Raw genomic sequence first — 22,974 nt, 5'->3', positions numbered from 1 at the left:
TTGACACCACCACCGCCCTGCCCGGATTTCGAAGTGCTTGAACGTGTCAAAACCCCTCGTCAGATTGTCCGCTCTTGGGAATCTGGTTTGAAAGGCGGTGGATCGATGAGGCGGCGTGTCCGTCCGAAGGCCGTCTAACGGTCCTTTGCAGGCTCGGCCCCAGGCGCACGTTCGATGCTGGAAGTAGACCGGCCGTCGCCGGTGCTCGGGCGATCGCCTGCCTCGATGCGGGTGGCCAGATCGGTGTGAAGGGAGACCAGTTCGCGCGGGGAATGCTCGCCGGTGGCGGGCCCCAGCCGACGCTCGGCATCGTCGAAGAGATCGATTGCGCCCGCCAGTTCGGGTTCGCCGTAGAGCGCCGTGCTTTCTCCTGCTCGCCATAGCTCGACGAGTTCGTGAGACCGGATCATGCAAGCCGAAGCCGTTCGATCGGTCGCAACGGTGGCGTGTGGCGGTGCCGGTGGCTTGACACCCCTCCCCTTAATTTCTGCCCGCGTGAGTGCCGCGAGGCGGTAGCGCAGGACCCGGGTCTCCGCGGTATCCGTTGGGGAGGCCTGATACTGCCGGCTCAGGAGAGCAATGAGTTCCGCCGTGCTGGCGGCTGCCGCGGCCTTGCGCCAGTCCGTTAAGGCGCGCTCGTTCGATGATAGATCCGCCGGCTGAGTCAGGATGAAGCGCTCGAGGAGCGGATCGCTGGCAACTGCGACAGGCAGAGGTGCCCGGTTACCGTTAGCGGCGGAATGGGCAAAGCCTATCGCCACTGCGATCGTACCGAGATGCGTTCTCATGATCTCACGATCGTCAATCGATCGTCCGAGATTCATCTCCAGAATTGGCGTCAGATCCGTCACTGCGGCCTGGCCCGCATCGATCGTGTCGAGCCTGTTCATGATCTCTCGTTGCGTCGCCTCGATGCGGTGGCCGCTTTCGGTCACTGCGTCGAGCTGCTCCTGGACGAGCGTCAAGGCGTCCAGAACCCCTGCCAGAGCAACGCCTACCTGGTCCGTACTCAACGTTGTAGTCCATCCCTATCTGGCGAACGCTCTCGGTCCCGGGCTGCGCGATCGCGATCCATGATCTCGCGAAGAACCTCCTCGGGCTTGCTCGGGATCGGTGTCGTGAACTGCCTTTCGGCTTCGTCCATAAGCGAGCGAAGGCGGTCAGATACTCCCGAAGGTCGGCGTTCAAGCGGTGTGTCTTCGGCCGGGTCGAGCTTCTCCTGGAAGACCTGCTTGGCCTCAAGCTTTTCACGCATTGCGCGCGAACGCTCCAGTGCGGCTGCGATCGGATCAAGCCCAATGCCCGCAGCAGCCGGGCGCGTCTGAACGTCGATAATCGCGCCGTCGCGAACGCGGGTAGGTGAAGCCCAACGCACTGCCCGGGCGGAGTTGGGTTCGGGCGGCGGCAATGCTGCCAAGAACCGTTTAAGGCTCTGTGCGACCACCTGGTCAGCCAAGGACGGCGAGGCCGACAGCTCCTCGACGGATCGCATATAGGTGGCGCGAACCGTCGCCTGCCGACTAGAAAGAATAGCCTCGACCGGGTCGGGATCACCGTGGTCGCAGAGGCGCTGGGCGCGCTCTGCACGGCTCCTATCCAGCCGGGGAACTTGGCCCTTGTCACGCATTTTCTGCACCGCGATGTGCTCGTGCGCGGGGTCGATACCCCGCGCCCTGGTCGGCGTGGCATTGGCCTCAATGCCGCGTTCGCGGAGTTTCTCGGCGAACCGTTGCCGCCATCGAAACAGATCGTCCCGGTCCGGATGAAAGCGGCGCCCATCAAAATCGCGACGCGCGATCGTGATATGAACGTGGGGGTGGTCGCGATCGACGTGGAGGCCTGCGACCCATGACCGGTTCGCAAATTCCTCGCGTGCGAAGTCCAGGGCGGCCGCTTTAAGTCGCTGGGGATCGGTGCCTGTCGGCATCGAAAGGATCATCGATATGGACGTCGCACCCTTACGTCGGGCGTCCCCATCCATCTCGAAATTATGCCAGTCCTTCGCGAGGATCTGCATGTCGCGTCCGTCCCTCAGGACGACACCCTCGCTCGTCTCAAGCCCAAGTTCCTCGTCAGGCCCGTGCCCCAGTCGGCTGATATATGCGAAGTTGGCGAGGACGTGTCCGCCACCGTGCTGACGCCCCGTGATCCGCACCATGACCTCCGGAACGCGACGCGACGTGCGATCCAGGGTCGTAACGGCACGGCCGTTCACCCGGGCCTGCGATCCGCCCCCGAAGGCGTGTTTCGCCTGCGCACCGGGGCGCGGTTTGATCGTCGATGATGCGGGTTTCGGGAACACCGATGCGACCGCCAAGCCGAGCATCGTGCCGCCGGTTTTCGGACCCTTCGCGCTGCCGCCGCCGGTTCCGAGGCGATACTTCTTGGGCGGCGCGAAAACGCCCGCCATCGAGTCCATCGTGCCGGACGAGAAGCGGAAGCTCATGCTCCGTTCGCTCGATAGTTTTCGGTCCAGTACCCGACCTCAGCCCCGATCGAGGCAGACAGGGACAGCCGGGTCGTAAATAGCAACGTCTTCAGCTCGTCACATTTCTCGAGGAACGAACCAGCGATGCGAGCGATGTCGAGCGAGCTTTCGGGCTGGTTCGCGGCGTTCATCGCATGGACCGCCTGGTTGATGTTCCGGCCAATCAGAAGCACCTGCTTTCGCAATCTGACAATCTCAGCCTGAGTGGCCGGAGCCAGCCTCAGCATGCCCGCCCTGTCCCAGAGCTGCCAGCGAAGCGTGCGTTTGATCCATTCGTTTCGCGTCATCCCAATCGGCGCCGCCACGGTGTCGATGCCCTCGATCTCTCTTCGGTCGAGCCGCACCGTCACGCGGATCATGTCCTCAGGATGCCCCCTCCCCTGAGTTGGCATCACGGGAAGTTCATCGTTCTTTGGCGCCAGCACTGCGCTGGCCAGGACGTTTGCCATCCAGCTGCTGCGGGTCTGCCCGTTCGCTACGGCAACGCGGTCGATCTCGGCGACCAACTCGTCCTTCAACCGAAGACCTACATTCATCTCGAAAGCCCCGTGCAGCGGCGCCTCACAAACCAATGTTCAACATTGGTGCCGTGAGGCATATCCTGCCATCCCTATTAAAAGCCGTACCTCTCTCGAACAACAATACCTTTGGATTGAAATCACTCCATATCGCGGAGTAGTGTGACTGTTGATATGTTGATCTAGACGACATTGGCTTTCACCTTGATCGGAAGAAGCCTGATGGCTACTTCATCGAGCGTATTCTGAGTCCGATAGAGCTTTGCTTAGCCACCGGCAGCGATCGCCTTGCCTGGCGATTGCCGTCCATCGTTCACCAGCCAGATGATTAGCCGCCACCCTCGTACGGAGTGAAACAGATGCCAAGATCCGCCGCCAAGCCCGACGATCTCGCCACGATCGAGGCACGACGCGAGACACTGCGGGAAGAGCTTGCAGCACTCGATCAGCGGGCTAAGGCGATCGAGATCGCGGCCCGGGATGCTGGCCGTCCTGTCCTGCTCGCCGCGCTGGATCGGGTAAAAATTGGCGCGATCGAGAAAGCCGATGCCCGGGTGATCGCTCAAGCACTTTCGGACCATGGCGGTAAGGCGGTCGCAGCCAATCTAACGTCGCTTACGTAAGGCCTGATCCGGACCGATGGCAGGAGCGCGCTGCCCCCTGCCCTACGCTTCCGGTACCTCCTCGCGACGGTAGAGCACGGCCAAACGTCAGCTGCCGCGGTCGCGCCCGAATGCTGTCGTCGCCCCGCGCAGGCGAACAGCAGGCGGGACTCCTTGCTTCCAGCGACCGTCTGCGCCGGAACGCTGCCTTCGGTCAGCCCGGGCGCTTTAGCATATCGGCGACCTTGGTCCCCAGTGCCTCCATGGTGAAAGGTTTGGTCAGGAGCGCCATGCCTGGTTCGAGATGACCATTCCCGACGGCCGCGTTTTCCGCATAGCCCGTGATGAAAAGCACTTTCAGATCGGGACGTAGCGATCGGGCAGCGTCCGCAACCTGGCGACCATTCATGCCGTTCGGCAAACCGACGTCGGTGATCAACAGCTCGATCCGAGCGCCAGACTGCAGCACCTTCAATCCAGCAGCGCCATCCGCGGCACCGATCACGGTATAACCCAGGTCTTCCAGCACCTCGTCGACAAGATGGCGGATCGTCGCTTCATCATCGACGATCAGCACCGTTTGTCCGCTCCCGCTATCCGAGCGGGCGGTCTCCGGATCGACCTCGATGGCGTCCGCGTCACCATGATGCCTGGGGAGATAGATGCACATCGTCGTGCCGGCACCGACCTCGGAATAGATGCGCACCTGGCCACCCGACTGCCGGGCGAAACCGTAGATCATGGATAGACCGAGGCCCGTGCCCTGTCCCAGCGGCTTGGTGGTATAGAACGGCTCGAACGCACGCTCGATCGTCTCGGCCGACATCCCAGTACCGGTGTCGGAAACGCAGATCGACAGATATTGACCGGGAGGCAGGTCGCGCTCCTTTGAAGACCGGTCGTCGAGCCATTTGTTGCCCGTTTCGATCGTCAGGCGTCCGCCATCGGGCATGGCGTCGCGCGCGTTGATGCACAGATTGAGCAGCGCATTTTCGAGCTGCCCTGCATCGATATTGGCGGTCCATAGGCCCGCCGCGCCGACCACCTCGATCGTGTTGGTGGGCCCGACCGTGCGGCGCAGCAGATCTTCCATGCCGGCGATCAGACGGTTCACGTCGGTCGGCTTGGGATCGAGCGTCTGGCGACGGGAGAACGCCAGTAGGCGCTGGGTCAGCGAGGCCGCCCTCCGGCCGGCACCTTGCGCCGCGAGGATGAACCGCTCGATATCGTTAAGTCGCCCTCGTGCGATCCTCATTTGCAGCAACTCGAGATTGCCCATCATACCGGTCAGCAGATTGTTGAAGTCATGCGCCAGCCCGCCGGTGAGTTGTCCGACCGCTTCCATCTTCTGAGATTGGCGCAGGGCCTCCTCGATCCTTTCGCGTTCAGCGATCGCATCCGTGACGCGCTGCTCGAGCGTGCGGTTGAGGTCGCGGACCTCGGCCTCTGCCCGTTTCAGCCGCGTGATGTCGACGGAGGATCCGACCAGCCCGATGACATCCCCGTCGATGTCGCGCAGGGGCGCCTTCGTTGACAGCCAGACGGCCGGTGTACCGTCCGGAAGCCGGACATCCTCTTCCGCTTGCTGCTCCTGGCCGCTCTCCATGATCCGGCGATCCGTCGCCATCAGCCGCTCGGCCTCGTCCTGATCGTCGAGCACTTCCGCGTCGGTCTTGCCGATATAGTCATCGGGCGATTTGCCGAGCAGTTCGCTCGTTCCCCGGTTTCCGACAAGGAAACGTCCGGCGCGATCCTTTGCGTAGATGACGCCCGGTACCGCTTCGGTGAAGGTATGTAGCAGTGCCGTGATCCGGTCGCGCGCGGATTCAGCCTCACGCCGTACCCCGATATTGAGGAGGACACCTGGGAAGCGTATCGCATTGCCATGTCCGTCAAGCTCCACGCGTCCGTTGGCTTCGATCCAGCGGTAGACGCCGTCATGCTGGAGGACGCGATACTCGCACCGATACGGCCCGCCGACGGTAAGCGCTGTCTGAATTGCCTGGCCGACACGCGCCTGATCATCGGCATGGATCGATGCGGTAACCTCCTCGAACGGCAGGCCTGAGCGACACAAATCGGGCGAAAGCCCGAACGACCGTGCGAACCGTTCGTCGGCTACGAAAATATCAGCCGGAACATCCCAGACCCATGTTCCAACGATCGCGCCGGCGTCGAGCGCGAGCCTCAGCCGCTCCGACGCGTCGCGTTCATCAGTGACGGGCACAAAGGTGCAGATCGCGCCCTGGTGCTCGCCGCCGCTGACCAGCGGGATGACCTGATAGTCGACGCGCAGGGGCGCTGTACCATCGACCGGGAAGAACAGCTCGTCACGGATATGCGCCCTCGTACCGTCCTGGGCGCAAGCGTAGATCGGACAGTCGGCGACGTCGTAGGGTGAGCCATCGGGGTGATGATGGTGGATGATGTCGTGGAGCTTGCGTCCGATGGCATCCTCCTCGCGCGCGAAACCCATCATGCGCACGAACGCGGCGTTGCACAGTGTCGTGACGCCGTCGGTGTCGACCGCGTAAAAGCCCTCGATCATGGAATCGAGCAGCAGACGGATGTTGCTTTGGCTGCCGCGAAGACCCTCGGTTGCCAGTTTCTGCTCGGTCCGGTCGCGAAGCACCTTCACAAAGCCGATGGCGTCGTCCGCATCGTCGCGAAGCACCGTCATCTGCCCGGCGGCCCAGAAACGCTCGCCATTCTTGCGAAGGTGCCAGCGCTCGTCGTTGCCGACCCCGGCCGTAAGCGCCTCGTGCATCTCTACGTCCGGCCGCGCGATCGCGTTGTCTTCGGGGGTAAAGATGCGGTCGGCGGACTGACCGAGCATCTCCTCCTCACTCCACCCGAGGATGAGCCGCGCGCCCTCGTTCCAGGCGGTCACCCTGCCCTGCCGGTCGGTCGCGATGATCGCGAAGTCGGTCGCGCTGTCTATGATCCAGCGATGAAAGGCATTGGTCGGCAAGGCTCACTCCGGAACTCGACAGGAACAGTTATCCGGATAAACCAACCGGAACAGTCCAACGCGCCAGCCTCCAATCGGCCTAATTGCCGCGCGCAGCTGGGTTTGCCAGTTGAGCCGTTAAGTTGGCTCGGCCGCAGATAGGAGGGTCCTCCCCTCCCCCCTCGGCTACTGGGTCTTGCCCCCCAGTTCGCGCTCGTAGAGTAGGATAGTTGCATCCGCTACGACATCTGCGAGCACGCGTTTGCGCGTCGGGTCGGCGTCGCGAAGCGCGTAGAGCCTGGCAGCGGTCTCGGGATCCACCCGTACGTTGATGGCGATGTTGCGATTGCCGGAGGCGCGCGGAGGACGCTGGAACGTCGCGGGCTGCTGAACGTCCAACGGGGCCGGTGTAACGACGGCCGGGACGGCCGGGCGGGATGGAAAGCCCGCACCGTCGCTGATTTCACGCAGCTTGGCCGGGTCCTTGTTCGGCGGCGTCTCATTGAACTCCGAAAGGTCGAGCCTGGTCCTGGTCATGCTGCTTCCTTCACCGCGCGGGCTTTACGAAGCCGGGCGATCACGGCCGTCGCGAAAGTCTCGGCATTCTCGAGCGCTGCTTTCATATTCCCGACGCCTTTGTCGTCAATCGTGCGAAGCGTCCCGCCCGCAGCGAACATCGCGCGATAGGCTTCACGGTTGTAGATCATCACCGGAAGGACGGGAATTTCAGCGTCGTTGAACTGCTCCGCGATGTCCTTTTGGTTATTCGAGCGCAGCGCTGGTGGGATCTGGCTGAACAAGATCGCGTAATCGATATCCGTTCGCGTACCTCGCGCCGTCTGCTTGACGAGTTTGATGGCGCGGGCAGCTTGGGTAGCGTCCAGATGCGACCCCTTGCACGGAATGATCACAAGGTCGCTTTGTGCTATCGCGAACGTGACTGTCGCGGTAGCGGCGCCCTCGAGATCGACGAGCGTGAAACGCGCCTCGGACACCCCCCTCTCGATCTCGTCGATGATGGCGTTTTCATCTCGGCAGCCAACGACGGTGATCGTCTCCGGCCGTCCCGGCAGCTGAGCCCAGTCGACCAGCGGTAGGTTCGGGTCGGCATCGATAAGCCGTACGGTGCCCCCGGCGTCGGCAAGCTCTCCGGCGAGCAACAGCGTTGCGGTGGTTTTCCCCACCCCACCTTTCGGCGACACGAAGCTGATGACTGGCATGTTGCTCTCCGCCTGCGACCAGGTTGCTACCATGCAGCACCTTACGATCAGGAAGCGTGCATATCGCGAGCTGCACGCTTGTGTCTAGCTGCTTTGTTGCAACACAGACGCTACAAGGTTGCGGCCTGCGAGCGTCCTTGCAGCGTCGTGGTTGCGTCCTGAAGGCTACCGCGTTGCTTTTTGGTTGCTATCGGATCGCGGTTGGGCCGCTACAAACGATGACGCTAGTTGCGATCTGGCGGCTACCAGGTTGGTAGCGGGTAGCGACCACTCGATTTACAGCCACGTCAACGCAGACTATCATTAACGTGAACAACCGCCAGCATCCCCTGCCGCAGACGGCAACGTAAAGTTTCCGCCGCCAAGGAAAGGCCCAACGCTTGCAGCAACCATGTAGCTATCAGGTTGCTACCACCGAGCTACCCACATGCGTTTAGGCGGTACCGCTCACCTCTCCAAGCACCGAGCGTTGCCCACGCTCGCCTTGCGATCTTTGCCACCCTACGACCTCTCCCGGCAAACGGATCGACGACGCAGCTTACGGTTCAATTGCCAAACAGAAAACGGGGCGGGGGCACCGCCCCGTTGACGATCATTCCTCCCAGAAGGGTTTGATCTTGCGTGCTCGCCTCCGCGCAGGCTGTATTGCCGGCATGGGCATTCCCTGAACTGCGACTCCGCTTGGATGCTAGAGAGCTCTAAGAGCCATGCCTGGATGCGTGCTGTTTGCGTGTACATATGAACCTCCGTCTGCTCGTTTGGGGCGGATGCCGACCGACGATCGGGACCGGTCGGGGTCAGGGACCGCGTAGCGGCCGCGCCAGCGGGGCGCGGGGGTGCCGATTTTCCGGGGGCCGTAGCGAGCGCAAGCGACCCGTAGGCTGCGGTAAAATTGGGGGAACCGCGCATCCTTGACGCTGGCCGGGCCCGAGCGACACGATCGAGAGACGTCGACGACAGTGCTTCTCCGACGTTGAACCGAGACGGAAGGGCAGGGGAGGGGGCTAAGGTTCATGACCTAGCACCATGGACGCAAAGGAGAGGGCCCCGACGCCCGAGCGCCGGGGCCAGGTCGGTCATCGTTCATCGACCCGCATGATGGTCAGAACACGCGTGGTCTGGAACGGATCAGCCGGATTCTCCGAGCCTGCGGTCAGATCGTTGTTGTAGTAATCGATCTTCCAGTGGCAGTCGGCGCCCTCGAACAGGAACCGGCCCAGATCGTGCTCGCCGTAGGGATCGATCGCGTCATCGAAGGCCTCGAAGTCGCGAACCGCGCGGAGCAGTTCCGCCCGCTTGCGGAAGTTGCGGAAGAGGCTGACGTCGCCGATCAGGTCCGCGATCCCCCTGGTCATCACGACGCGGTTGTTGCCCGGCGCGGTGAGATGCTCGCGCAGCCAGTCGTTGAGGCGGCTGATCTCCGCTGCGCCACCCTTGGCGCGGTCTGGTTGATGCGTTTGCTCGGCCATGATGGTCTCCTGCCATTGACCCCGACGATCGGGGCCTTTCGACAGGCGACAGGACGGCCGGAGCATAGGTCGCTCGCGCACCCGTAGGGTCGAAACGGAGTGGAGAAGCCCGCTTGCGGGCTTGCGCGGGTGAGCGCCCCGGCCAGGACGTGGGAGCCCGAAATGCCCTACGGATCGTCGACAGGGAGGAGACTTCATGGCGACCCTGATGCTGGACGACCGCGCCGATCGCGGCGTATCGTTCGATCATGGAAACGGCTGTCAATATCGTTGGCCTGTGGCCCCGCTGGATGCACAGCGCCGGCGAGATGCTCCGGATAAAAGCGCTCGTCCGCATCCGCTGCTGCAAATGCGGGACACTGATGCGAGCCGAGCTGGAGGACATCGTGGCACGCCACGGCTCTGACTATTCGCTGGTCGACAAGCTGGAGCGTTGCCGGATGGTCGAATGCGAAGGATCGACCTTCTATCTGGCGTCGCGAACCTATGGCCGTGAATGGGTGACGCTGCTGCGCGACCCCCGGCTGATGAAGGTGTTCGAGGAACTGCCGCCTGTCCGGACGGCGTGGAGCTGAGTACCCGCGTCCTGACGCGATACGGCTGGGATTAGGGCCCCGCACCAGGGCAGGGAGCGGAAGGCGGCAGGAGACCATCGCCCCAGCGCCGCTGTCGTGATTGCGCAGCGGGGCCGGGGCGGGCTCGATGCCCGCTCCGGTCACGTTCGGCGAGGGGGAAGGGGAGGGGGGCCGAAGCCCCCCCGAGGATCAGGCGAAAGGATCGTATTCGTTGACGATCGTGAGCGAACTGTCGTGATCTTCGGCGGTGATGACGGCGTATTGCGTGCCGACGGCGATGACCATGGTGGCAACCATTAGAGTCCGTGCGAGGCTCATGGCGTTTTTGCGGGCGATCCAGATATCGTTGAACATGTCCGAGGCTCCTGATGCCGGGGGGTTCATCCCCGCTCGACAGGCGCCCGACAGGACGGGGAGGGGCCGCGATCACTTTGTTGCCGCAGGCAAGAAAGCCGTTAGCGTAGCGTCCGGACCCCTTGCGGGTTGATCGTACAAGGCCCTGACCCGGCCCAAGGATTGCGCCTTCAAGAGCGGGGTGAAGCCCGCCTGCCCGGAGTGTCGTGCTCAGCGCTGGGTCGCCGGTGACGCCCCTCGCGAGGATGGTGGACACCCGCCCGACACCGTTCCCCCTCTGCGTCCCTCTGCCGATCAGGAAAGCGTGCGGGGCATCAAGACCGCCCTGGCTTGGTCCAGGATGGAAAGGAATTGCCGCTTTTCAGAAAAGAGTTTCCTCGCGCGCTGCGCGCCCGTCAGTCGATCGTCACCCGAATGGGCCGAGACCGGCCACGGGCTCGGTGGAGCGAAGCGGAATAGAGCGACGGTCCCGGCGGCAGCCGGGAGACGCCCGCAGCCTAGTTTTTGCCTGATACCAGAGTGGAGCTGGCCCCGGTCGCATGATCGAACGATCCTCCACGCGGCCCCTGATTGATCGAGCTTTTGTCGCCAGGATCCCGGCGGACGAAGGTGAACCGATCGCCGACCAGTTTGTCACCGTCGATTTTGTAGCTGCCGGTCAGCGACATGCCGGAGAGGATCACCGTGTCACCGCTGGCCTCGTAAATTCCGCTGGCGCCGCTGAAGAGGGAGAACGTCTTGTCGCCGAACGTGGCAACGACACCCGGCGATGGCCCATTGACCATGTTGTAGGTGCCCTTCACGGATTTCCCGCAAGCAGCGGGCGCCAAGGCACCTGCCAGAACCAGCCATGTTCGCTGCATGCTCATCTCCCTAGTGAACTCGCCGACACAGGCGAGCAAAGCAGCATCGTGCGACGCGGGGAGGGGACGCGGCAAGCGTGAACGCGGAAAAGAGGCCCGGAGCGTTAGCTCCGGGCCGGTTCTGCCTTTGGTCAGAAGGGGACGTCATCGTCGTCCAGACCGCCGTGGTCCTGCGTGCCGCCCTGCTGCTGCTGGCGGTTCTTGCCGTAGGAGAGGAAGGTCACCTCGTCGGCGATGATCTCGACACCGTAGCGCTCGATGTTCTGATCGTCGGTCCAGCGGGTGTAGTGGATGCGGCCCCGGACCATGACCTTCTGGCCCTTCTCGACATACTGGGCGACGGTCTTGCCGACGCCGTTGAAGCAGGTGATGCGGTGCCATTCGGTGTCCTCGACCCGGCGACCTTCGCCATCCTTCATGGTCTTGCCGTCGCTGTCGCGCTTGGGGCGCGAGGTGGCGAGGGAGAAGTTGGTGATCTTGGCGCCGCCCTGGGTGGTGCGGACTTCAGGCGTGGCGCCGACGTTGCCGGCGAGGATGACGAGGTTCTGCATTTCGAGGTTCCTTTTTGTGCTCGCCGGGGGTTCGTCCCCTCGACTGAACACCAAAAAAGACGGTCAGGACGGCCTCTCCACCGAAAGCGCGAAGACGCGAAGGGGAACCCCGATCAAAGGGGTGGTGCGGGCAGCCGCGTAAGCGGCAACTCGGCCCTTATGATCGCGGGTTGGAGGGGGTGGACGGCCGGATTAGGTCGTTCAGGAAAGAGAGGGGATGGACCCCCACTGGCGGGCAATGGACAAGGATCCGGGAAGCAGGTCGCCTTTGTCGCGTCGCTCGTCCGGCAGTGTCATCATGCCTCGGTCCAGCTACCCGGGGCAGCTCTGACATCTTCCCTCGCCGATGCGTCCGCACTGCGCCAGTGCCGACGTGAAGGATGCCGGTTCCGGCGTGGACCTTGGTGCCGCCCTTGCTGTCACGGCGCGCGCGCGTTGTGGTTGTCGAGATGACGATGGGATGGTCCGTGCTGCGCAGCGTCCCGCCAAGACGACAGGTCTCGAGCGCGGCTGTCATGATGCCGACAGGGCATCCCTCCTTGGCATCGCGCGGTAAAGCCGGCCTGGGGACCATGGCGGTGAGGTAATGTGCGCCCTGTCAGAGAGGCACACGGCTTGGAGCAGCCTCCGGCCTCGCTCCACGGGACCGCTTTGGGTCGGAATCGCGATTTGGGCGCGGCAGCGCCCCCGTCAGTCGATCGTCACCCGACAGGGCCGAGACCGACACGGGCTCGGTGACGTGAAGCGGAATAGAGCGACGGTCCCGGCTGCGCCGGGAGACGCCAGGAAATCCTGAGCCGCAAACCCGCAATATGTCAGATCAGGGTAGTCTTGAGGGTCTTGAGGGCAGGGACCAGAGCGGCAAGCCGCTCGAGCTGAACCACTGGCTGCGCGCTCAATCCAGGCGTCACCGCACGGTCGTAGATCGCGATGCAGTTCTTCTTGCGGAGCCGGGAGTGGTAGATGATCCCATCGAGATCGGTCGTGTCATACAGCGCTTTGTTGAAGGCACGCGCCTCATGGTGGCGCTTGGCGCCCACGATGTCGGTTGAGATGCCGAGCTTGAAGCAGGCGTCGCCGCGCAGTGTGAGCAGCCGGAGCGGCCGGGTCGCCGAAACCGCACATACGCCCCAATCGGCGATGTCCGACTGGGCCAGTTCGCGGACGGTCTTTCCCTCGAAACGGTCGCGGATGATCGCCTCGGCAAGAGAGGTCGCGAGATCCTCGGCGATGTAGAGCAGCCTGAAGGTCTTGCCGGGACTGGCGAACCGGGTCTCGCCAAAGCCCATGCCAAGCGGCGTGCTGCGCCGCGTCCACGGCGTAACACGCAGATAGTCGACCGGCTCGACCCGGCGCGTCAGTGATGTGAGGATCTTCGGGTCGAGCGCCATTCCCGCGCGACTAGTCGATTTCGCGGTCGAAGTCCCGCAAGGCAACCGCGCTGACCTTGTCCTGCTTTGCCGCGCGCAGCGCCGCGAGTGGCGTTTCTCCATTCAGCGCACCATGCGGCTGCCGCATCCAGAGCCATGCCGAGCGCGCGTCCGGCGCGACCGCCAGGACGTCGGCGATGCCTTGGAGGGGACGGCCGTCGATGAACTGCTCGAGCGGATAGGCCAGCTTGCGCTGTCCGCGGAGCAGACCGATGATCGCCCCTTGCTTGTACCAGGTGTTGAGCGTCGTTCGCTTGACGCCGATCTGCGCCTCGATGTCGCTGGCACCACCCACGGGTCCCGCCCAGTCTTCGATCGCTTTCGGGGCCGCATAGGCGGCAAGACGAGCACGCCCTTCGCTCAGGCTGATCACCTCGCCAAGACCGCTGCCCCGCGTCCGCTCAACGGGCTCGTTCGTCGTCTCGGCTGGCATGAACTGGCGAGCGACCTGCTCCAGCGCCACGCGCAGCTTGTGCTCGCGGGCCTCCCCGCGCAGATTGACCGCCGGAAGCCCCGACATGACGTCGACCGCGATCGAGACGATCCGGGCCATGGTCTTGATCTCGGCGGCCGGCGCGCGCGGGTTGCGTCCACGCAGGACGGCCTGCACCTCAGCCACGTCCAACGTCAGTGCCGCTTCGCTCATCATCGCCTCCAACTACGATTGCCTACATAGTGCAGATTGAACGGATTGTCCATCATCGACAGGAACCAGGTGCTGGCTCTCCTGAACGCGATGTTCGCGTGGGTGCGAGGTCAATAATCCTTCGGCAAAACGCAACGGGCTTGGCCGCTGGCGTGCCAGCGGCCATGCCTTAGCTCAGGCGACCTGTCGGTCGCGCTGAGCGTTCTGCGCTGCGGGCGGGGTGCCGAGCGGACCGCGACGATCCACCACGCGGATGCCGGCCTTCTTGGCGTCGATCACCAATCGCTCGGTTACGCCGTTGCCCTGGAAGGCGATGACGTAGCGGGGTTTCAGCGAGAGCATCTGCTCGTTGCGACGGAAGCCGGCGCGGTCACCCAGCTTGCGATCGAGACCGAAGCGGACTTGCTGGATACCGTGCTGTTCGGCCCACGACGCCGCGATGCGCTCGATGCCCTTCATGTCGCCGCCATGGACGAGATACATGTCGCCGACGCGCTCCCGAACCGCGCCCAGGGTGCGCAGTAGATTGTCGCCAAACGCCTTCATGTCCTCGTCGGTCCGGAAGGTCAGCCGTCCCCCGGCAAACACGACCGGGGTGCCCTGTGCCGTGTTGGCGTCGCGGACCCGCTCGCGGCGAGCCTGAAGGAAGGCGCGTCCGTCAACAATTGCCGACGTCACCCCGAGCGAAATGCGGTTGCCGGTCGACGGGATCCAGGAACGGCCGGTTTCGCGGATGTAGTGTGCCGCTGCGGTGTCGCGCATGTGTTCGTAGCAGGTGGCGGCTTCCTCGATCTTCTTGGCGAAGTCGATCTTGTCCTCGAGGTTGGCGGTGTTGATCTCCGAACCGTCCTGCTCGGCCAGGAGGAGCCTGATCTCGTCGGTGAGACGATCGATCGTCGCGTGCTTCTTGGCCGCGGCCCGGTGGAAGAGGTTGACCAGGCCCCAGCCCATCTCCTCGATGTCGCGTTCGAGCGACGTATTCTGGAGGGTTGCGAACAGGTCGCTCCAGATGGCGGTGGTGGTCTGCTCCAGTGCGTCGGTCGAGGGCGGGCACATGCCCGAGACGTCTTCGGCGCGGGGTTCGAGGTGTCCAAGCTCCAGGGCGGAGAGTGCGGCAGCGAGGGAAGTGGTCATGGGGTCGAGCCCTTCATCTGATCGAGGCCGGCGGCCTATCCGCCGAATGCGCACCTCCTGGGCGGCCGAATAAGAGGCGCCCGCACCGCAAGCGCAGCGAAGGGAAACCGCAAAAACCGGGGTGGTGCGGGCAGCCGCACAGCGGCAACTCGGCCCGGATTTTTGCGGTTGCGGGGGTCTCGCGGCCGCCCATGTGCCGCATCCCTCTGGCGGAAGGCTACGGCAAGTCAGGTGGCGTCGGGCGCAGACGTGACCACGCTTGCTGCTACGGTTGAAGTGGGGCTCAATCCGAACGTCGCAATGTCGTCGAGAAGTGCCTGCCCCGTTGCACACAAGCGGACCATCGCCGCTGGGGTGATCCGTGGGCGCTCCATCGGCGCCGATCGCATCGATCATGATGCGCAAGCTGTCGACCAGATCCTCGCTCCGGGTCGCGGCATAGCCCGCGCACGCCGTCACCTCGCAAGAACAGGCCCGGGACGGGCAGAACGGAGGCATCGCCGCCGAGACAAGGCGCCAAGGATCGACGTCCGCACCTTCAGCGACAAGCGCTGACGTAAGTGGGATGCTCCGTGTCGAGGCTCTTCCACCCGTCGGTCGTATGCGACGCATCGACAAGCGGAGCGGCCACGCGCTGACGACATCTTCCGCCTCGACCGTGATTTCCGCACGGTAATGGGCAGGGTATTCCAAAGGACTCGGTGAAGGTCTTCATGGGACCGGACTCCTGAAGGTGGCAAAATGGGAGACCCAAGCGGTTCGGGTCATCCGTAGCGGGGACGCTCGGCCGGAAAGGCGAGAGGGGGCTAGCCATCGTGGACGCGGGCCTCGAAGCGACCAGCGGAGAGGACGCTGCTGATCTCGCGCGCGTGATCTCCGACGTTCCAATCGCTATCGAGATACGCCTGAACCTCCAGCGCCATTGTCCGTGCGCGGTCCTCATGACCCTCGGCAAAGGTGACGCCGAAGGCGGTCAGCGCCGGGTCGGTGCAGAGCTCGCCGGCATCGTAGTACCAGCCACCTTCCTCGGGACCGCCATAGAGCCGCTGGGCGAGGTAAACGGCAACGCTGCGCATGGTGATGATCCATTCTCGAGCATGAGCCCAAGGCTCATCTGTCCAAAGGATACCTCCCCTCCAGGAGACTGTTTCAGTCGATCACGCGCCAGCCACTAGTGATCCAGCCCTGGCGGTTGGGCGCATATTTCGCGGCTGTCGCGAGGATGATCTTGCGGTTCGCGTCGCCGTCGATCGTGTGGTTCGCGATCGCTGCCGCGTCTGCGGCGCGCGCGGGTCAGCTTTGATCGATGTTCAGCAGGGCAAATGGAAACGCCGTGGATCCCTCCACGACGAATTGCTTGATGATCGGGTTAGGCATGGTGACGGTCTTCGTTCAGCGCGCTGGATGCGCGGTGAAAGTCATCGAGCCAGCGCCCCATCGGGGCGCGTTGCTCAGGGAGAAGCGCTGCCTGTGCCGTCTGGGAATCGAGCAGCGCGGTCGGCGCGTCCTCGATAATGCGGTCGACTTCTGCGGGTGGGAGGAGGCCGCGTTCGCGGATGAACTCGGTGATGCTGCCGGGACGCGGCGTCGCACCGCGACGGCCAAGCACCGGCCTGCGCCACAGGCCATCGACGTTGCGGAGGCGAGGCTTGGCGCACGCCTCCATCAACACGATGATGCGCAGCTCATCGGCTGAAAGCTCCAGCACCTCGTCGGGCTTGATGCTGCCGCAGAAGTAGCACCTCGACTTGGGCGGGACAGGGAGGCCCGCGCGCGCGATGCGTGTCTCGCAGTCGGCACGCGCCCATTCCCATTCCCGCAAGGGGTAGCGGTAGGCGTAGCGGGGATCCTCGCACCCGACCGCGTGATGGTAACGCTGCGTGTCGCGTCCCGAGGCGTCGTAGCCGATCAGCTTGACGACGCGCTCGCCTGCGTCCCAGCAGCGGCGCGCGGGTTCCCACTGGGCGGTCCAGGCATCTTGCGGGGCCGCCTTCCATTTCTGGCTGCACGACCCGCCACCAAATACCACGGAGGGCAGGGTGGCCTTGGTCAGCATGTTCTCGGCGATGCCCGCATAGGGCGGCCAGTGTTTGAAGTTCCGGGGCTGGTAGCGGACGATCTCGGACGGGATGCCGCGTTCGGACATCCAGGCCCGGAACACGGGGATGAAGGCATAGGTCGCCGACTTCTCGGCGCCGGGGTCGGCGAAGAGAACCATGTCGATGGGCTCGCCGCGTGTCGCCAGTTCGACGATCATGGCGGTGGAATCGACGCCGGCACCCCAGGCGGCGATGACGGGCGGGCGATCAGCCACTGGCTGCGTCCCTTACGACGATCGCCGCATGAACGATGCGGTATGCCCGTTTGCGAAATGCCGGGATGCGGCAGATCGCGCGGCTTTCCGGGTCGCGGAACAGCGGCGTCTTGCCCTTGGGATTGGCGACCACCTCGAAGCGGCTGCGGTCGCTACCGTCGCTGAAGCGCATGGGCTCATCGAAGATGATCGTCTGCCCGGGCTTCGGTGTCGGCTTGGCCCGGTCGAGCTTCTTCGCGAGCAGGTTGGCGCGGCACCGCGCACGCCAGGCCAAAGCATATTCGCTGTCCGTGGCGGTCAGCTCGTCGAGGATCGCGGCCGGGCATTCGCTCTCGTTCGGCCCGACCGTTTCATCCATATCCTTGTACCCGAACGTGCAGCCGTCGCGCGCGCCGGTGCTGGTCTTGGTGAGGCAGACGATGCCGAACACGATCCGTTCGGCGTCGTCCGCGAGGCGCTCGCAAGCGGCGTAATAGGTCGATCCGACCATGGCGGACGCCAGCACGGTCAGGCGATGCGTGTCGCGCTGGTAGGTGAACTGGTTGTCGAGATACGAGCGCGGGGTGGCGTAGCCGCCCATATCGCGCATGAAGAGCCAACCCATGATAAGTCTCCGGTGACGTGAGGATCAGGCGGCAGCGGCGAGGCGCGGAGCGCCAACGTCGCCAACCGTCGCGGTAAGCCGGCGCTGGAACGTGCTCATGTCCAGCAGCTCGGCGATCGGCGCGCGTTGAACGGGGCCGGCGTGTTCGCCGCCCCGGCAGCGGTTGAAGGTGATCTCGCTGTCGGGGAGGAAGCTGTGCGGCCGGACCCGGATCGAGAGATCGATGTGGCGAAGCTCGGTCGTGCCGTCGTCCGCTATGCCGCTCATGTCGGTATCGATGCGGACGTCATGCGCCTCGAGTCCGATCGTCTCGGCGAGCGAAGCGAGCGCGAGGCGTGCCTGCCGATGGAAGGTCCGTTTTGCCGTTGCATCGCCGGCGACGCTGTTGCCGGCGATGTCCAGCAGCGCGGATCCGGCGACGACGCTGTTGCGGTCTTCCGCACAGCGCAGACGCAGTTCGTTTGTGCTGGGCGCGCCATTTTCGGCGAGGGACGCCAGGTTGCGGATCAGGAGCAGGATCGACGCATCGCGGTCGATCGGCTTGCCGGCACGCCGGCAGTCGTCGACGCCCGCGTTCAGGGCATGGAGCGCTGCGGGCAGGGTGCCGAGCGCGTCGGGAGACAATGCCTCATTGTGGCGGTAGTGGGTGTCGTAGAGCATGGCCGAACCTCCTGAGCGCCAGGGCGCGCTCAAAAGGCCGAAGGCTCCCTCTCCTCCGTGGACGGGGCCTTGGTCACAGCATCCCGCCAACAGGATCGGCGGATCGTGAGGCCGCGTCATAGCCGGACTGCCAAGCCGTGCGGAGCTTGCTCCCTCGGCGGTAATGCCATTGGTCGTTGCCCATGACGAAGCAGCGCCATCCCGATTTCTCGGCTTCCCACAGCGGGTCTTCCCGCGTGGAAGCGAGCAGGTCCATGAGATCGACGCGTGTGGCGGCGTTCATGGCGGGCCTGCATGGTCGCCGAATGCGCTGGCAGGGAGCGTCCAGCGATCCGTCAGGATCGAGAGACGCCAGACCGGATCATCGGCTTGCGCCCATTCGTCGGGATGGAGCGTGGCAGCCGGGAACGCCGTGCCGCGATCAGCGTGCTGCGTGACGGTGAGCGAGCGATGGATCGTCTTCCCGCTCGCGGCTTCGCGAGCCGCGACCCGTCGGAAGGTGGCAGGGAAAACGAGCCGGAGCGTCGCCCATTGGTCGGGCGAGCCGAAGATGCAGGCTCGGCAGGAAAGGCGGCCCCAACCTAGGACGTAGGCCGGGTGGGGACGGATTCGCGCTTGCGCGATCGCGGCCCAGATCAGGCGTTCGGTCCAGTCGTGGACCGGGCGCCAATGATCGACCGCACGCGCGAGGGTCGATGTGCGATGCGGCTCGAGTGTCGCATAGCGTGCACGCGAGGGACTTTCCTCGGCGCGCTCGCCGGTGATGACCAGCGCGGGGCTGCACCAGCGCACCCGAAGATCGGGAGACGTCTGGGGAAAGATCCCGCGCGTGCCGGCTGGGCCGCTGCCCCCGGCACGGCCGATGCCGGTCGGCGTCTCGAACGCGATCGGGGCGGTCGGCGCGTCGTCGCGCGCCAGCTCGCGCGCGAAGCCGCCCTCGCGCCACAAGACGTAGAGCGCGATGCCGAAGTGGTCGGCGATCGCGCGGACATAGGCGGGCGTGCACGGCCAATCCATGAAGGTCGGGCCGTGGCCATCGACATCATGATGGTGCAGCTCGATCGCGTGCGCCGGCACGCCGAGGCTGAGGAGGCGGACCAGGGCGGCAAGGCTGTCCTTGCCGCCACTGAACGCCACGACGAAGCGCCGGTAGGCGCCGAGGTCGGGGGAGGGCGGCCGGAGCGGTCATGCGGCTTCACGGATCTGTTCCTCGGGTTCGGCCGAGGCGTCGAGGCCGGTTGCGCGGAGCAGATATCCGGCTGCCGCTTCTGCCTTCGCTGCAGCGGTCATGATCGCGCGGCTGTCCTTGCGCAGCACCTTCAACCACGAGCCGATATAGGCGGCGTGGTCGTCCATATGCGACGTCGGCAGACCGAGATCGGCACCGAGCAGCGCTGAGGTCATCTCGGCGCAAAGCTCCTCGAACGCGTAGGCGTCGTCGCCGAAGCGCTTGCCGAACGTGCGATCGAGCCGGTCGGGATGGCCGGTCCAGTGGCCTGCCTCATGGGCGAGCGTGGCGGCGTGGTAGGCGCGGGTCGAGAATAGCTCGACGGGCGGCATGGTGATGCTGTCGGCGGTGCGGTCGTAGAACGCGCGATCGCCGCGCGTGAGGACCGTAGCCGGCAGCGCATCGAGGAAGCGCTGCGCGCGCTCGGGGAGCGCATCGGCCGGGGGCACGATGCTGACAGGGCTCGGGTAGAAGTCGGGAGACAGCCCGTCGATCTGGTCGCAGTTGAACACGGCGTAGGAGCGCAGCACGCGCCGCATCTCGTCGGTCGTGTCGCCGGTGACGACGGATTCGACGGTCTTGCTGTAGGATTTGTAGAAGATCGCGATCTGCGACCGCTCGCCCTCGCGGACCTGGCCGCCAAGGGCCTGCGCCTGTTTGTACGTCATCCAGGTGCGCGAGTTGTAGCCGGCCCCCTCGGCGCACAGCCACAGCCAGAAGCAGTTGATGCCCTTGTAGGGATCGCCGGTCGCGCGCAGCGGACGGCCTCCAAGGCCGGGGCGCCACGGCTTGACCCAGGGACGCACCCCGGATTCGAGCTTGTCGATGATGGTGTTGGTGATGATGTCGGCAGGCGAGGGCTTGTCGGTGGTCTGTGCCATGACACGTTCTCCTGATTGGGTTGAGGCGAACCCGCGTGAGCATCCTCCCCTCTGGAAGGGCGGTGCCGGGTCACAAAAAGAGGGGCGACACTTGCGCGAGAGTGCCGCCCCCAGGTGCCTCGAAATGTGCAAGCCGGCGTCAGGCCGCTTGGCTGAAATCCTCCTTTTCCTCGTGATCGACCACTGCGTCGTGACCCGTGTCGAGGTCGGTATCCTCGTCCTCGTTCGGATCGGTGCCGGTCTCGTCATCGGCGAAGCTCGAGCGCAGCGGCGTGCGTGCCGCCTTCTCTTGTGCCTCGAAGCGCATGGCTTCCGGCAACCAGGCCGTCGCCTTCTCGCGAATCTCGGCCTCGACGATGCCCTGGCCGTTGCACAGCGAGGCACAGGTGCCGGCAAGGTCGCCCTTCTTGGCGTCCTTGTAGCGGCCGCGCAGGATCGGGCCTCCAATCTCCTCGAGCGCGTCGAGCATGACCGTCTTCTTGACCCGGCCGAAGAAGTTCTCGGCCGTCGGGCGCCACCAATTCTCGACCTGGATGTCGAGGAGGCGACCGAGATGGTCGTGGAAGCCGTTGCTGCGATAGCCCTCGGCGACGTTGAGCGTCGGTTCGAGAGTTCGTGCTATCGAGTATGCAACCCACGCGCCCCGGGCCTCGTCGTCGAGCGCGCGGAAGGCGTCGAAGCGCGCGGTCATGGTCGGCAGACCCGCCCAGCTCGTATCGAGCCGCTGGCGCTGGTCGTCGATCGTCTGCGACGCCATCGATCCCTCGTCGCGGAACCCGAAGATCGGGAAGCCCGCGGCGCTCGACTTCAAGGTCGAGTGGTTCGGGATGTGCGCCTGCTCGAACACCACGTTCTGCGCCATCAGAAAAATGGTCAGGTCGAGAGCCATCGCCGGGTCGCTGGCGACGTGGGCGGCGAGGATCTGGCGGCGCTGCGTCGCCAGTTCATCGATCAGCGTGGCGCTGAGCTTGCGCCCCTGCTCGCCGTCACCGGCATCGCCGTCCCCGGTTGCACCGCCCGACTCCTTGGGCGGGGCGTTCGGATCCACGACCGGCTTTTCGCTGAAGAGGCGGGTGTGGACGCGGGGTTCACCGTCACCCCCGATATAGACGAACGTCCCGATCTGGCTTTTAAGCGCGGGATCGATCTCATGACGGGCGTCCTCGATCGTCTCCAGTTCGCGCTCGATCGCCTCGATACGCGCGTTCGCTGCCTCGGCTTCGGCGCTGCCGTCGGGCAGTTCCTGCTCGAGCTGGTCGATCAGCGCGTCGTTCTCGGCCGACAGTGCCTCGACACGCGCGGTCTCGTCCTCGGTGAGGGCGCGGGCGGGTGCATGATACTCGTGAAGCTGGCGCTCGAGGTCGTAGGGGACGTGCGTCGCCGCGATCGGCGTGACGAACGCGAGGCCCTGATCTCGCGCCAGTTCGGCCGCTGCGGCTTCGAGCTTCGAGGCGGCAAGCGTCTCGATCAGGTCGGCGTCGATCCAGTTCTCATCGCCTTCCGTGGCGAACAGGTCGCCCTCGATGCGACCGCCTGCTGCGACATAGGTTTCGCGACCGACGAAGCGCGCCTTGGCGTCGTTCGCCTTGACGGTGCCGTTGAGGATGGCGCGACGGATATTGTCGGGGTTGTCGCCGTAGTAGGACGTCTTCATCTGGGCGAACACACGCGACTGGCGGTCGACGTCGGTGGTGACGGCGTAAGCCTGCGCAACGCCGAGCGTGATCTCGCCGGCTGCGAGCGCCTCGAAGACAGGCGGGGCCAGCTCGGCAAGGCGCACGCGCTGCTCGACGAAGCGGGTGGTCACGCCCTGACGTTTGGCGACGTCCTCGGCGGTCATGCCCTTCTGGATCAGGAAGTTGAACGCCGTGCATTCATCGGCCGGATTCATCGGCACGCGCTGGAAGTTCTCGGCGAGGCTTGCCTCGATCGAGTTATCGTCGTCGCTCAGCACTAGGACCGGGACGGTGTGGTCAGCGGGGAGGGTGCCCTGCTCGATCAGGAGCTGGAGCGCGCGCAGGCGGCGACCGCCCGCCTTCACGGTGAAGTGGCCGGCCTTCTTGAGCGGGGTAACGATCAGGTTTTGCAACAGCCCCTGGGCTGCGATGTTCGCGGCGAGGGTGTCTACCCTCTCGTCACGGTTGGATTTGCGCACATTGTCCTTCGACAGCGTCAGGTTCTTGACCTTCACGGACTGGATCATCGGTCATACTCCATTCGAGATCAGCGCGGCCGTTCCGACGGTCACGCGAGCCTGCTCATTAAGCTCAAAAAGCCGAAGGCTCCCTCCCCTCCCTTTGATTATCGGGAAGAAAGGCGTTGCTGGGAGGCATGAGAGGACGGTCGGAAACGCACGCTCCGAATTGGGTCTTGCGGTACCTAGCGCGTCACGGTCGATGCAGCTTGACGATCCGGAAAGCGGACATTTGAACCGGGGTTCCGACACTTCGAGACCTGCCCAAGGGCGGAGGCAGAGAGGGGTGTCAC

Annotated in this window: 23 protein-coding genes; 2 read left to right on the top strand and 21 right to left on the bottom strand. The window is 64.6% G+C overall.

The features are described 5' to 3' along the window. Positions 1 to 134 precede the first annotated feature (134 nt). Genes U1872_RS21600 through U1872_RS21590 form a run of 3 tightly spaced genes read right to left on the bottom strand, consistent with a single transcriptional unit; the run spans position 135 to position 3,006 of the window. Entirely contained in the window at positions 135 to 1,013 is an 879-nt protein-coding gene (locus U1872_RS21600; RefSeq protein ID WP_332794946.1) for a hypothetical protein, read from the bottom strand. Continuing rightward, positions 1,010 to 2,446 (bottom strand): relaxase/mobilization nuclease domain-containing protein, encoded by a 1,437-nt coding sequence (locus tag U1872_RS21595; protein ID WP_332794945.1) that lies wholly within the window; start codon positions 2,444 to 2,446, stop codon positions 1,010 to 1,012. The genes U1872_RS21600 and U1872_RS21595 overlap by 4 nt, the downstream gene beginning before the upstream one ends. After that, complete coding sequence (locus U1872_RS21590) at positions 2,443 to 3,006, bottom strand: hypothetical protein (protein WP_332794944.1); 564 nt, start codon at positions 3,004 to 3,006, stop codon at positions 2,443 to 2,445. Before U1872_RS21590 ends, U1872_RS21595 begins: the two co-directional genes overlap by 4 nt. Before the next feature lie 359 nt (positions 3,007 to 3,365). On the opposite strand from U1872_RS21590, the gene U1872_RS21585 reads away from it, so the two are divergent. Next, positions 3,366 to 3,629, top strand: a complete 264-nt coding sequence (locus U1872_RS21585; protein ID WP_332794943.1) for a hypothetical protein — start codon at positions 3,366 to 3,368, stop codon at positions 3,627 to 3,629. A 193-nt stretch (positions 3,630 to 3,822) separates the two neighbouring features. Here the strand turns inward: U1872_RS21585 and U1872_RS21580 are convergent, their stop codons facing one another. The 4 genes from U1872_RS21580 to U1872_RS21565 all read right to left on the bottom strand — a co-directional run bounded on the left by U1872_RS21580 (position 3,823) and on the right by U1872_RS21565 (position 9,313). After that, entirely contained in the window at positions 3,823 to 6,579 is a 2,757-nt protein-coding gene (locus tag U1872_RS21580) for a hybrid sensor histidine kinase/response regulator (RefSeq protein ID WP_332794942.1), read from the bottom strand. A 165-nt stretch (positions 6,580 to 6,744) separates the two neighbouring features. Next, the gene (locus U1872_RS21575; RefSeq protein ID WP_332794941.1) at positions 6,745 to 7,095 is read right to left on the bottom strand and encodes a hypothetical protein; all 351 of its coding nucleotides are present in this window, start codon (positions 7,093 to 7,095) and stop codon (positions 6,745 to 6,747) included. Further along, positions 7,092 to 7,778: a nucleotide-binding protein gene (locus tag U1872_RS21570; RefSeq protein WP_332794940.1), complete on the bottom strand. Its 687-nt coding sequence runs from the start codon at positions 7,776 to 7,778 to the stop codon at positions 7,092 to 7,094. The genes U1872_RS21575 and U1872_RS21570 overlap by 4 nt, the downstream gene beginning before the upstream one ends. Before the next feature lie 1,076 nt (positions 7,779 to 8,854). After that, a complete protein-coding gene (locus tag U1872_RS21565) occupies positions 8,855 to 9,313 on the bottom strand; it encodes a DUF3768 domain-containing protein (protein ID WP_443025436.1) in 459 nt (152 codons plus the stop codon). Positions 9,314 to 9,495: 182 nt separating this feature from the next. Between U1872_RS21565 and U1872_RS21560 the strand changes: the two genes are divergently transcribed. Further along, positions 9,496 to 9,822, top strand: coding sequence for a hypothetical protein (locus U1872_RS21560; protein ID WP_332794939.1), 327 nt, complete (start codon positions 9,496 to 9,498; stop codon positions 9,820 to 9,822). 189 nt (positions 9,823 to 10,011) lie between these two features. Here the strand turns inward: U1872_RS21560 and U1872_RS21555 are convergent, their stop codons facing one another. The 14 genes from U1872_RS21555 to U1872_RS21490 all read right to left on the bottom strand — a co-directional run bounded on the left by U1872_RS21555 (position 10,012) and on the right by U1872_RS21490 (position 22,690). Beyond that, the gene (locus tag U1872_RS21555; RefSeq protein WP_332794938.1) at positions 10,012 to 10,176 is read right to left on the bottom strand and encodes a hypothetical protein; all 165 of its coding nucleotides are present in this window, start codon (positions 10,174 to 10,176) and stop codon (positions 10,012 to 10,014) included. Positions 10,177 to 10,673: 497 nt separating this feature from the next. Then, positions 10,674 to 11,039 (bottom strand): hypothetical protein, encoded by a 366-nt coding sequence (locus U1872_RS21550; protein ID WP_332794937.1) that lies wholly within the window; start codon positions 11,037 to 11,039, stop codon positions 10,674 to 10,676. A gap of 131 nt (positions 11,040 to 11,170) precedes the next feature. Then, entirely contained in the window at positions 11,171 to 11,590 is a 420-nt protein-coding gene (locus tag U1872_RS21545; protein ID WP_332794936.1) for a single-stranded DNA-binding protein, read from the bottom strand. Between the two features lie 815 nt (positions 11,591 to 12,405). Next, positions 12,406 to 12,981: an RES family NAD+ phosphorylase gene (locus U1872_RS21540; RefSeq protein ID WP_332794935.1), complete on the bottom strand. Its 576-nt coding sequence runs from the start codon at positions 12,979 to 12,981 to the stop codon at positions 12,406 to 12,408. A gap of 10 nt (positions 12,982 to 12,991) precedes the next feature. Then, a complete protein-coding gene (locus tag U1872_RS21535) occupies positions 12,992 to 13,666 on the bottom strand; it encodes an antitoxin Xre/MbcA/ParS-like domain-containing protein (RefSeq protein ID WP_332794934.1) in 675 nt (224 codons plus the stop codon). A gap of 174 nt (positions 13,667 to 13,840) precedes the next feature. Then, positions 13,841 to 14,800: a DUF2493 domain-containing protein gene (locus U1872_RS21530; RefSeq protein ID WP_332794933.1), complete on the bottom strand. Its 960-nt coding sequence runs from the start codon at positions 14,798 to 14,800 to the stop codon at positions 13,841 to 13,843. An 806-nt stretch (positions 14,801 to 15,606) separates the two neighbouring features. After that, positions 15,607 to 15,876 carry a hypothetical protein gene (locus tag U1872_RS21525; protein WP_332794932.1) on the bottom strand — a complete coding sequence of 90 codons (270 nt, stop codon included), beginning with the start codon at positions 15,874 to 15,876 and terminating at the stop codon, positions 15,607 to 15,609. 293 nt (positions 15,877 to 16,169) lie between these two features. Continuing rightward, the gene (locus U1872_RS21520; protein WP_332794931.1) at positions 16,170 to 17,114 is read right to left on the bottom strand and encodes a hypothetical protein; all 945 of its coding nucleotides are present in this window, start codon (positions 17,112 to 17,114) and stop codon (positions 16,170 to 16,172) included. Further along, the gene (locus U1872_RS21515) at positions 17,107 to 17,718 is read right to left on the bottom strand and encodes a DUF6927 domain-containing protein (RefSeq protein WP_332794930.1); all 612 of its coding nucleotides are present in this window, start codon (positions 17,716 to 17,718) and stop codon (positions 17,107 to 17,109) included. The genes U1872_RS21520 and U1872_RS21515 overlap by 8 nt, the downstream gene beginning before the upstream one ends. Before the next feature lie 24 nt (positions 17,719 to 17,742). After that, a complete protein-coding gene (locus U1872_RS21510; protein WP_332794929.1) occupies positions 17,743 to 18,378 on the bottom strand; it encodes a hypothetical protein in 636 nt (211 codons plus the stop codon). A 73-nt stretch (positions 18,379 to 18,451) separates the two neighbouring features. Further along, complete coding sequence (locus U1872_RS21505) at positions 18,452 to 18,661, bottom strand: hypothetical protein (RefSeq protein ID WP_332794928.1); 210 nt, start codon at positions 18,659 to 18,661, stop codon at positions 18,452 to 18,454. Next, entirely contained in the window at positions 18,658 to 19,515 is an 858-nt protein-coding gene (locus tag U1872_RS21500; protein WP_332794927.1) for a phosphoadenosine phosphosulfate reductase domain-containing protein, read from the bottom strand. The genes U1872_RS21505 and U1872_RS21500 overlap by 4 nt, the downstream gene beginning before the upstream one ends. A 48-nt stretch (positions 19,516 to 19,563) precedes the next feature. After that, positions 19,564 to 20,487, bottom strand: a complete 924-nt coding sequence (locus tag U1872_RS21495; RefSeq protein WP_332794926.1) for an ArdC family protein — start codon at positions 20,485 to 20,487, stop codon at positions 19,564 to 19,566. A gap of 139 nt (positions 20,488 to 20,626) precedes the next feature. Beyond that, the gene (locus U1872_RS21490; RefSeq protein ID WP_332794925.1) at positions 20,627 to 22,690 is read right to left on the bottom strand and encodes a ParB/RepB/Spo0J family partition protein; all 2,064 of its coding nucleotides are present in this window, start codon (positions 22,688 to 22,690) and stop codon (positions 20,627 to 20,629) included. Positions 22,691 to 22,974: the final 284 nt, after the last annotated feature.

Origin of the sequence: Parasphingomonas frigoris (genome assembly GCF_036663815.1) — a bacterium.
GTDB lineage: Bacteria > Pseudomonadota > Alphaproteobacteria > Sphingomonadales > Sphingomonadaceae > Sphingomonas.
This window is presented reverse-complemented; position numbering and strand designations above follow the sequence as displayed.

Coding starts and splice junctions, on each gene's coding strand:
- U1872_RS21505 (WP_332794928.1), bottom strand. CDS start 18,661: ATGAACGCCGCCACACGCGTCGATCTCATGGACCTGCTCGCTTCCACG.
- U1872_RS21555 (WP_332794938.1), bottom strand. CDS start 10,176: ATGTTCAACGATATCTGGATCGCCCGCAAAAACGCCATGAGCCTCGCA.
- U1872_RS21495 (WP_332794926.1), bottom strand. CDS start 20,487: ATGGCACAGACCACCGACAAGCCCTCGCCTGCCGACATCATCACCAAC.
- U1872_RS21595 (WP_332794945.1), bottom strand. CDS start 2,446: ATGAGCTTCCGCTTCTCGTCCGGCACGATGGACTCGATGGCGGGCGTT.
- U1872_RS21530 (WP_332794933.1), bottom strand. CDS start 14,800: ATGACCACTTCCCTCGCTGCCGCACTCTCCGCCCTGGAGCTTGGACAC.
- U1872_RS21550 (WP_332794937.1), bottom strand. CDS start 11,039: ATGCAGCGAACATGGCTGGTTCTGGCAGGTGCCTTGGCGCCCGCTGCT.
- U1872_RS21510 (WP_332794929.1), bottom strand. CDS start 18,378: ATGCTCTACGACACCCACTACCGCCACAATGAGGCATTGTCTCCCGAC.
- U1872_RS21565 (WP_443025436.1), bottom strand. CDS start 9,313: ATGCTCCGGCCGTCCTGTCGCCTGTCGAAAGGCCCCGATCGTCGGGGT.
- U1872_RS21585 (WP_332794943.1), top strand. CDS start 3,366: ATGCCAAGATCCGCCGCCAAGCCCGACGATCTCGCCACGATCGAGGCA.
- U1872_RS21570 (WP_332794940.1), bottom strand. CDS start 7,778: ATGCCAGTCATCAGCTTCGTGTCGCCGAAAGGTGGGGTGGGGAAAACC.
- U1872_RS21560 (WP_332794939.1), top strand. CDS start 9,496: ATGGAAACGGCTGTCAATATCGTTGGCCTGTGGCCCCGCTGGATGCAC.
- U1872_RS21490 (WP_332794925.1), bottom strand. CDS start 22,690: ATGATCCAGTCCGTGAAGGTCAAGAACCTGACGCTGTCGAAGGACAAT.
- U1872_RS21545 (WP_332794936.1), bottom strand. CDS start 11,590: ATGCAGAACCTCGTCATCCTCGCCGGCAACGTCGGCGCCACGCCTGAA.
- U1872_RS21515 (WP_332794930.1), bottom strand. CDS start 17,718: ATGGGTTGGCTCTTCATGCGCGATATGGGCGGCTACGCCACCCCGCGC.
- U1872_RS21575 (WP_332794941.1), bottom strand. CDS start 7,095: ATGACCAGGACCAGGCTCGACCTTTCGGAGTTCAATGAGACGCCGCCG.
- U1872_RS21540 (WP_332794935.1), bottom strand. CDS start 12,981: ATGGCGCTCGACCCGAAGATCCTCACATCACTGACGCGCCGGGTCGAG.
- U1872_RS21535 (WP_332794934.1), bottom strand. CDS start 13,666: ATGAGCGAAGCGGCACTGACGTTGGACGTGGCTGAGGTGCAGGCCGTC.
- U1872_RS21525 (WP_332794932.1), bottom strand. CDS start 15,876: ATGCGCAGCGTTGCCGTTTACCTCGCCCAGCGGCTCTATGGCGGTCCC.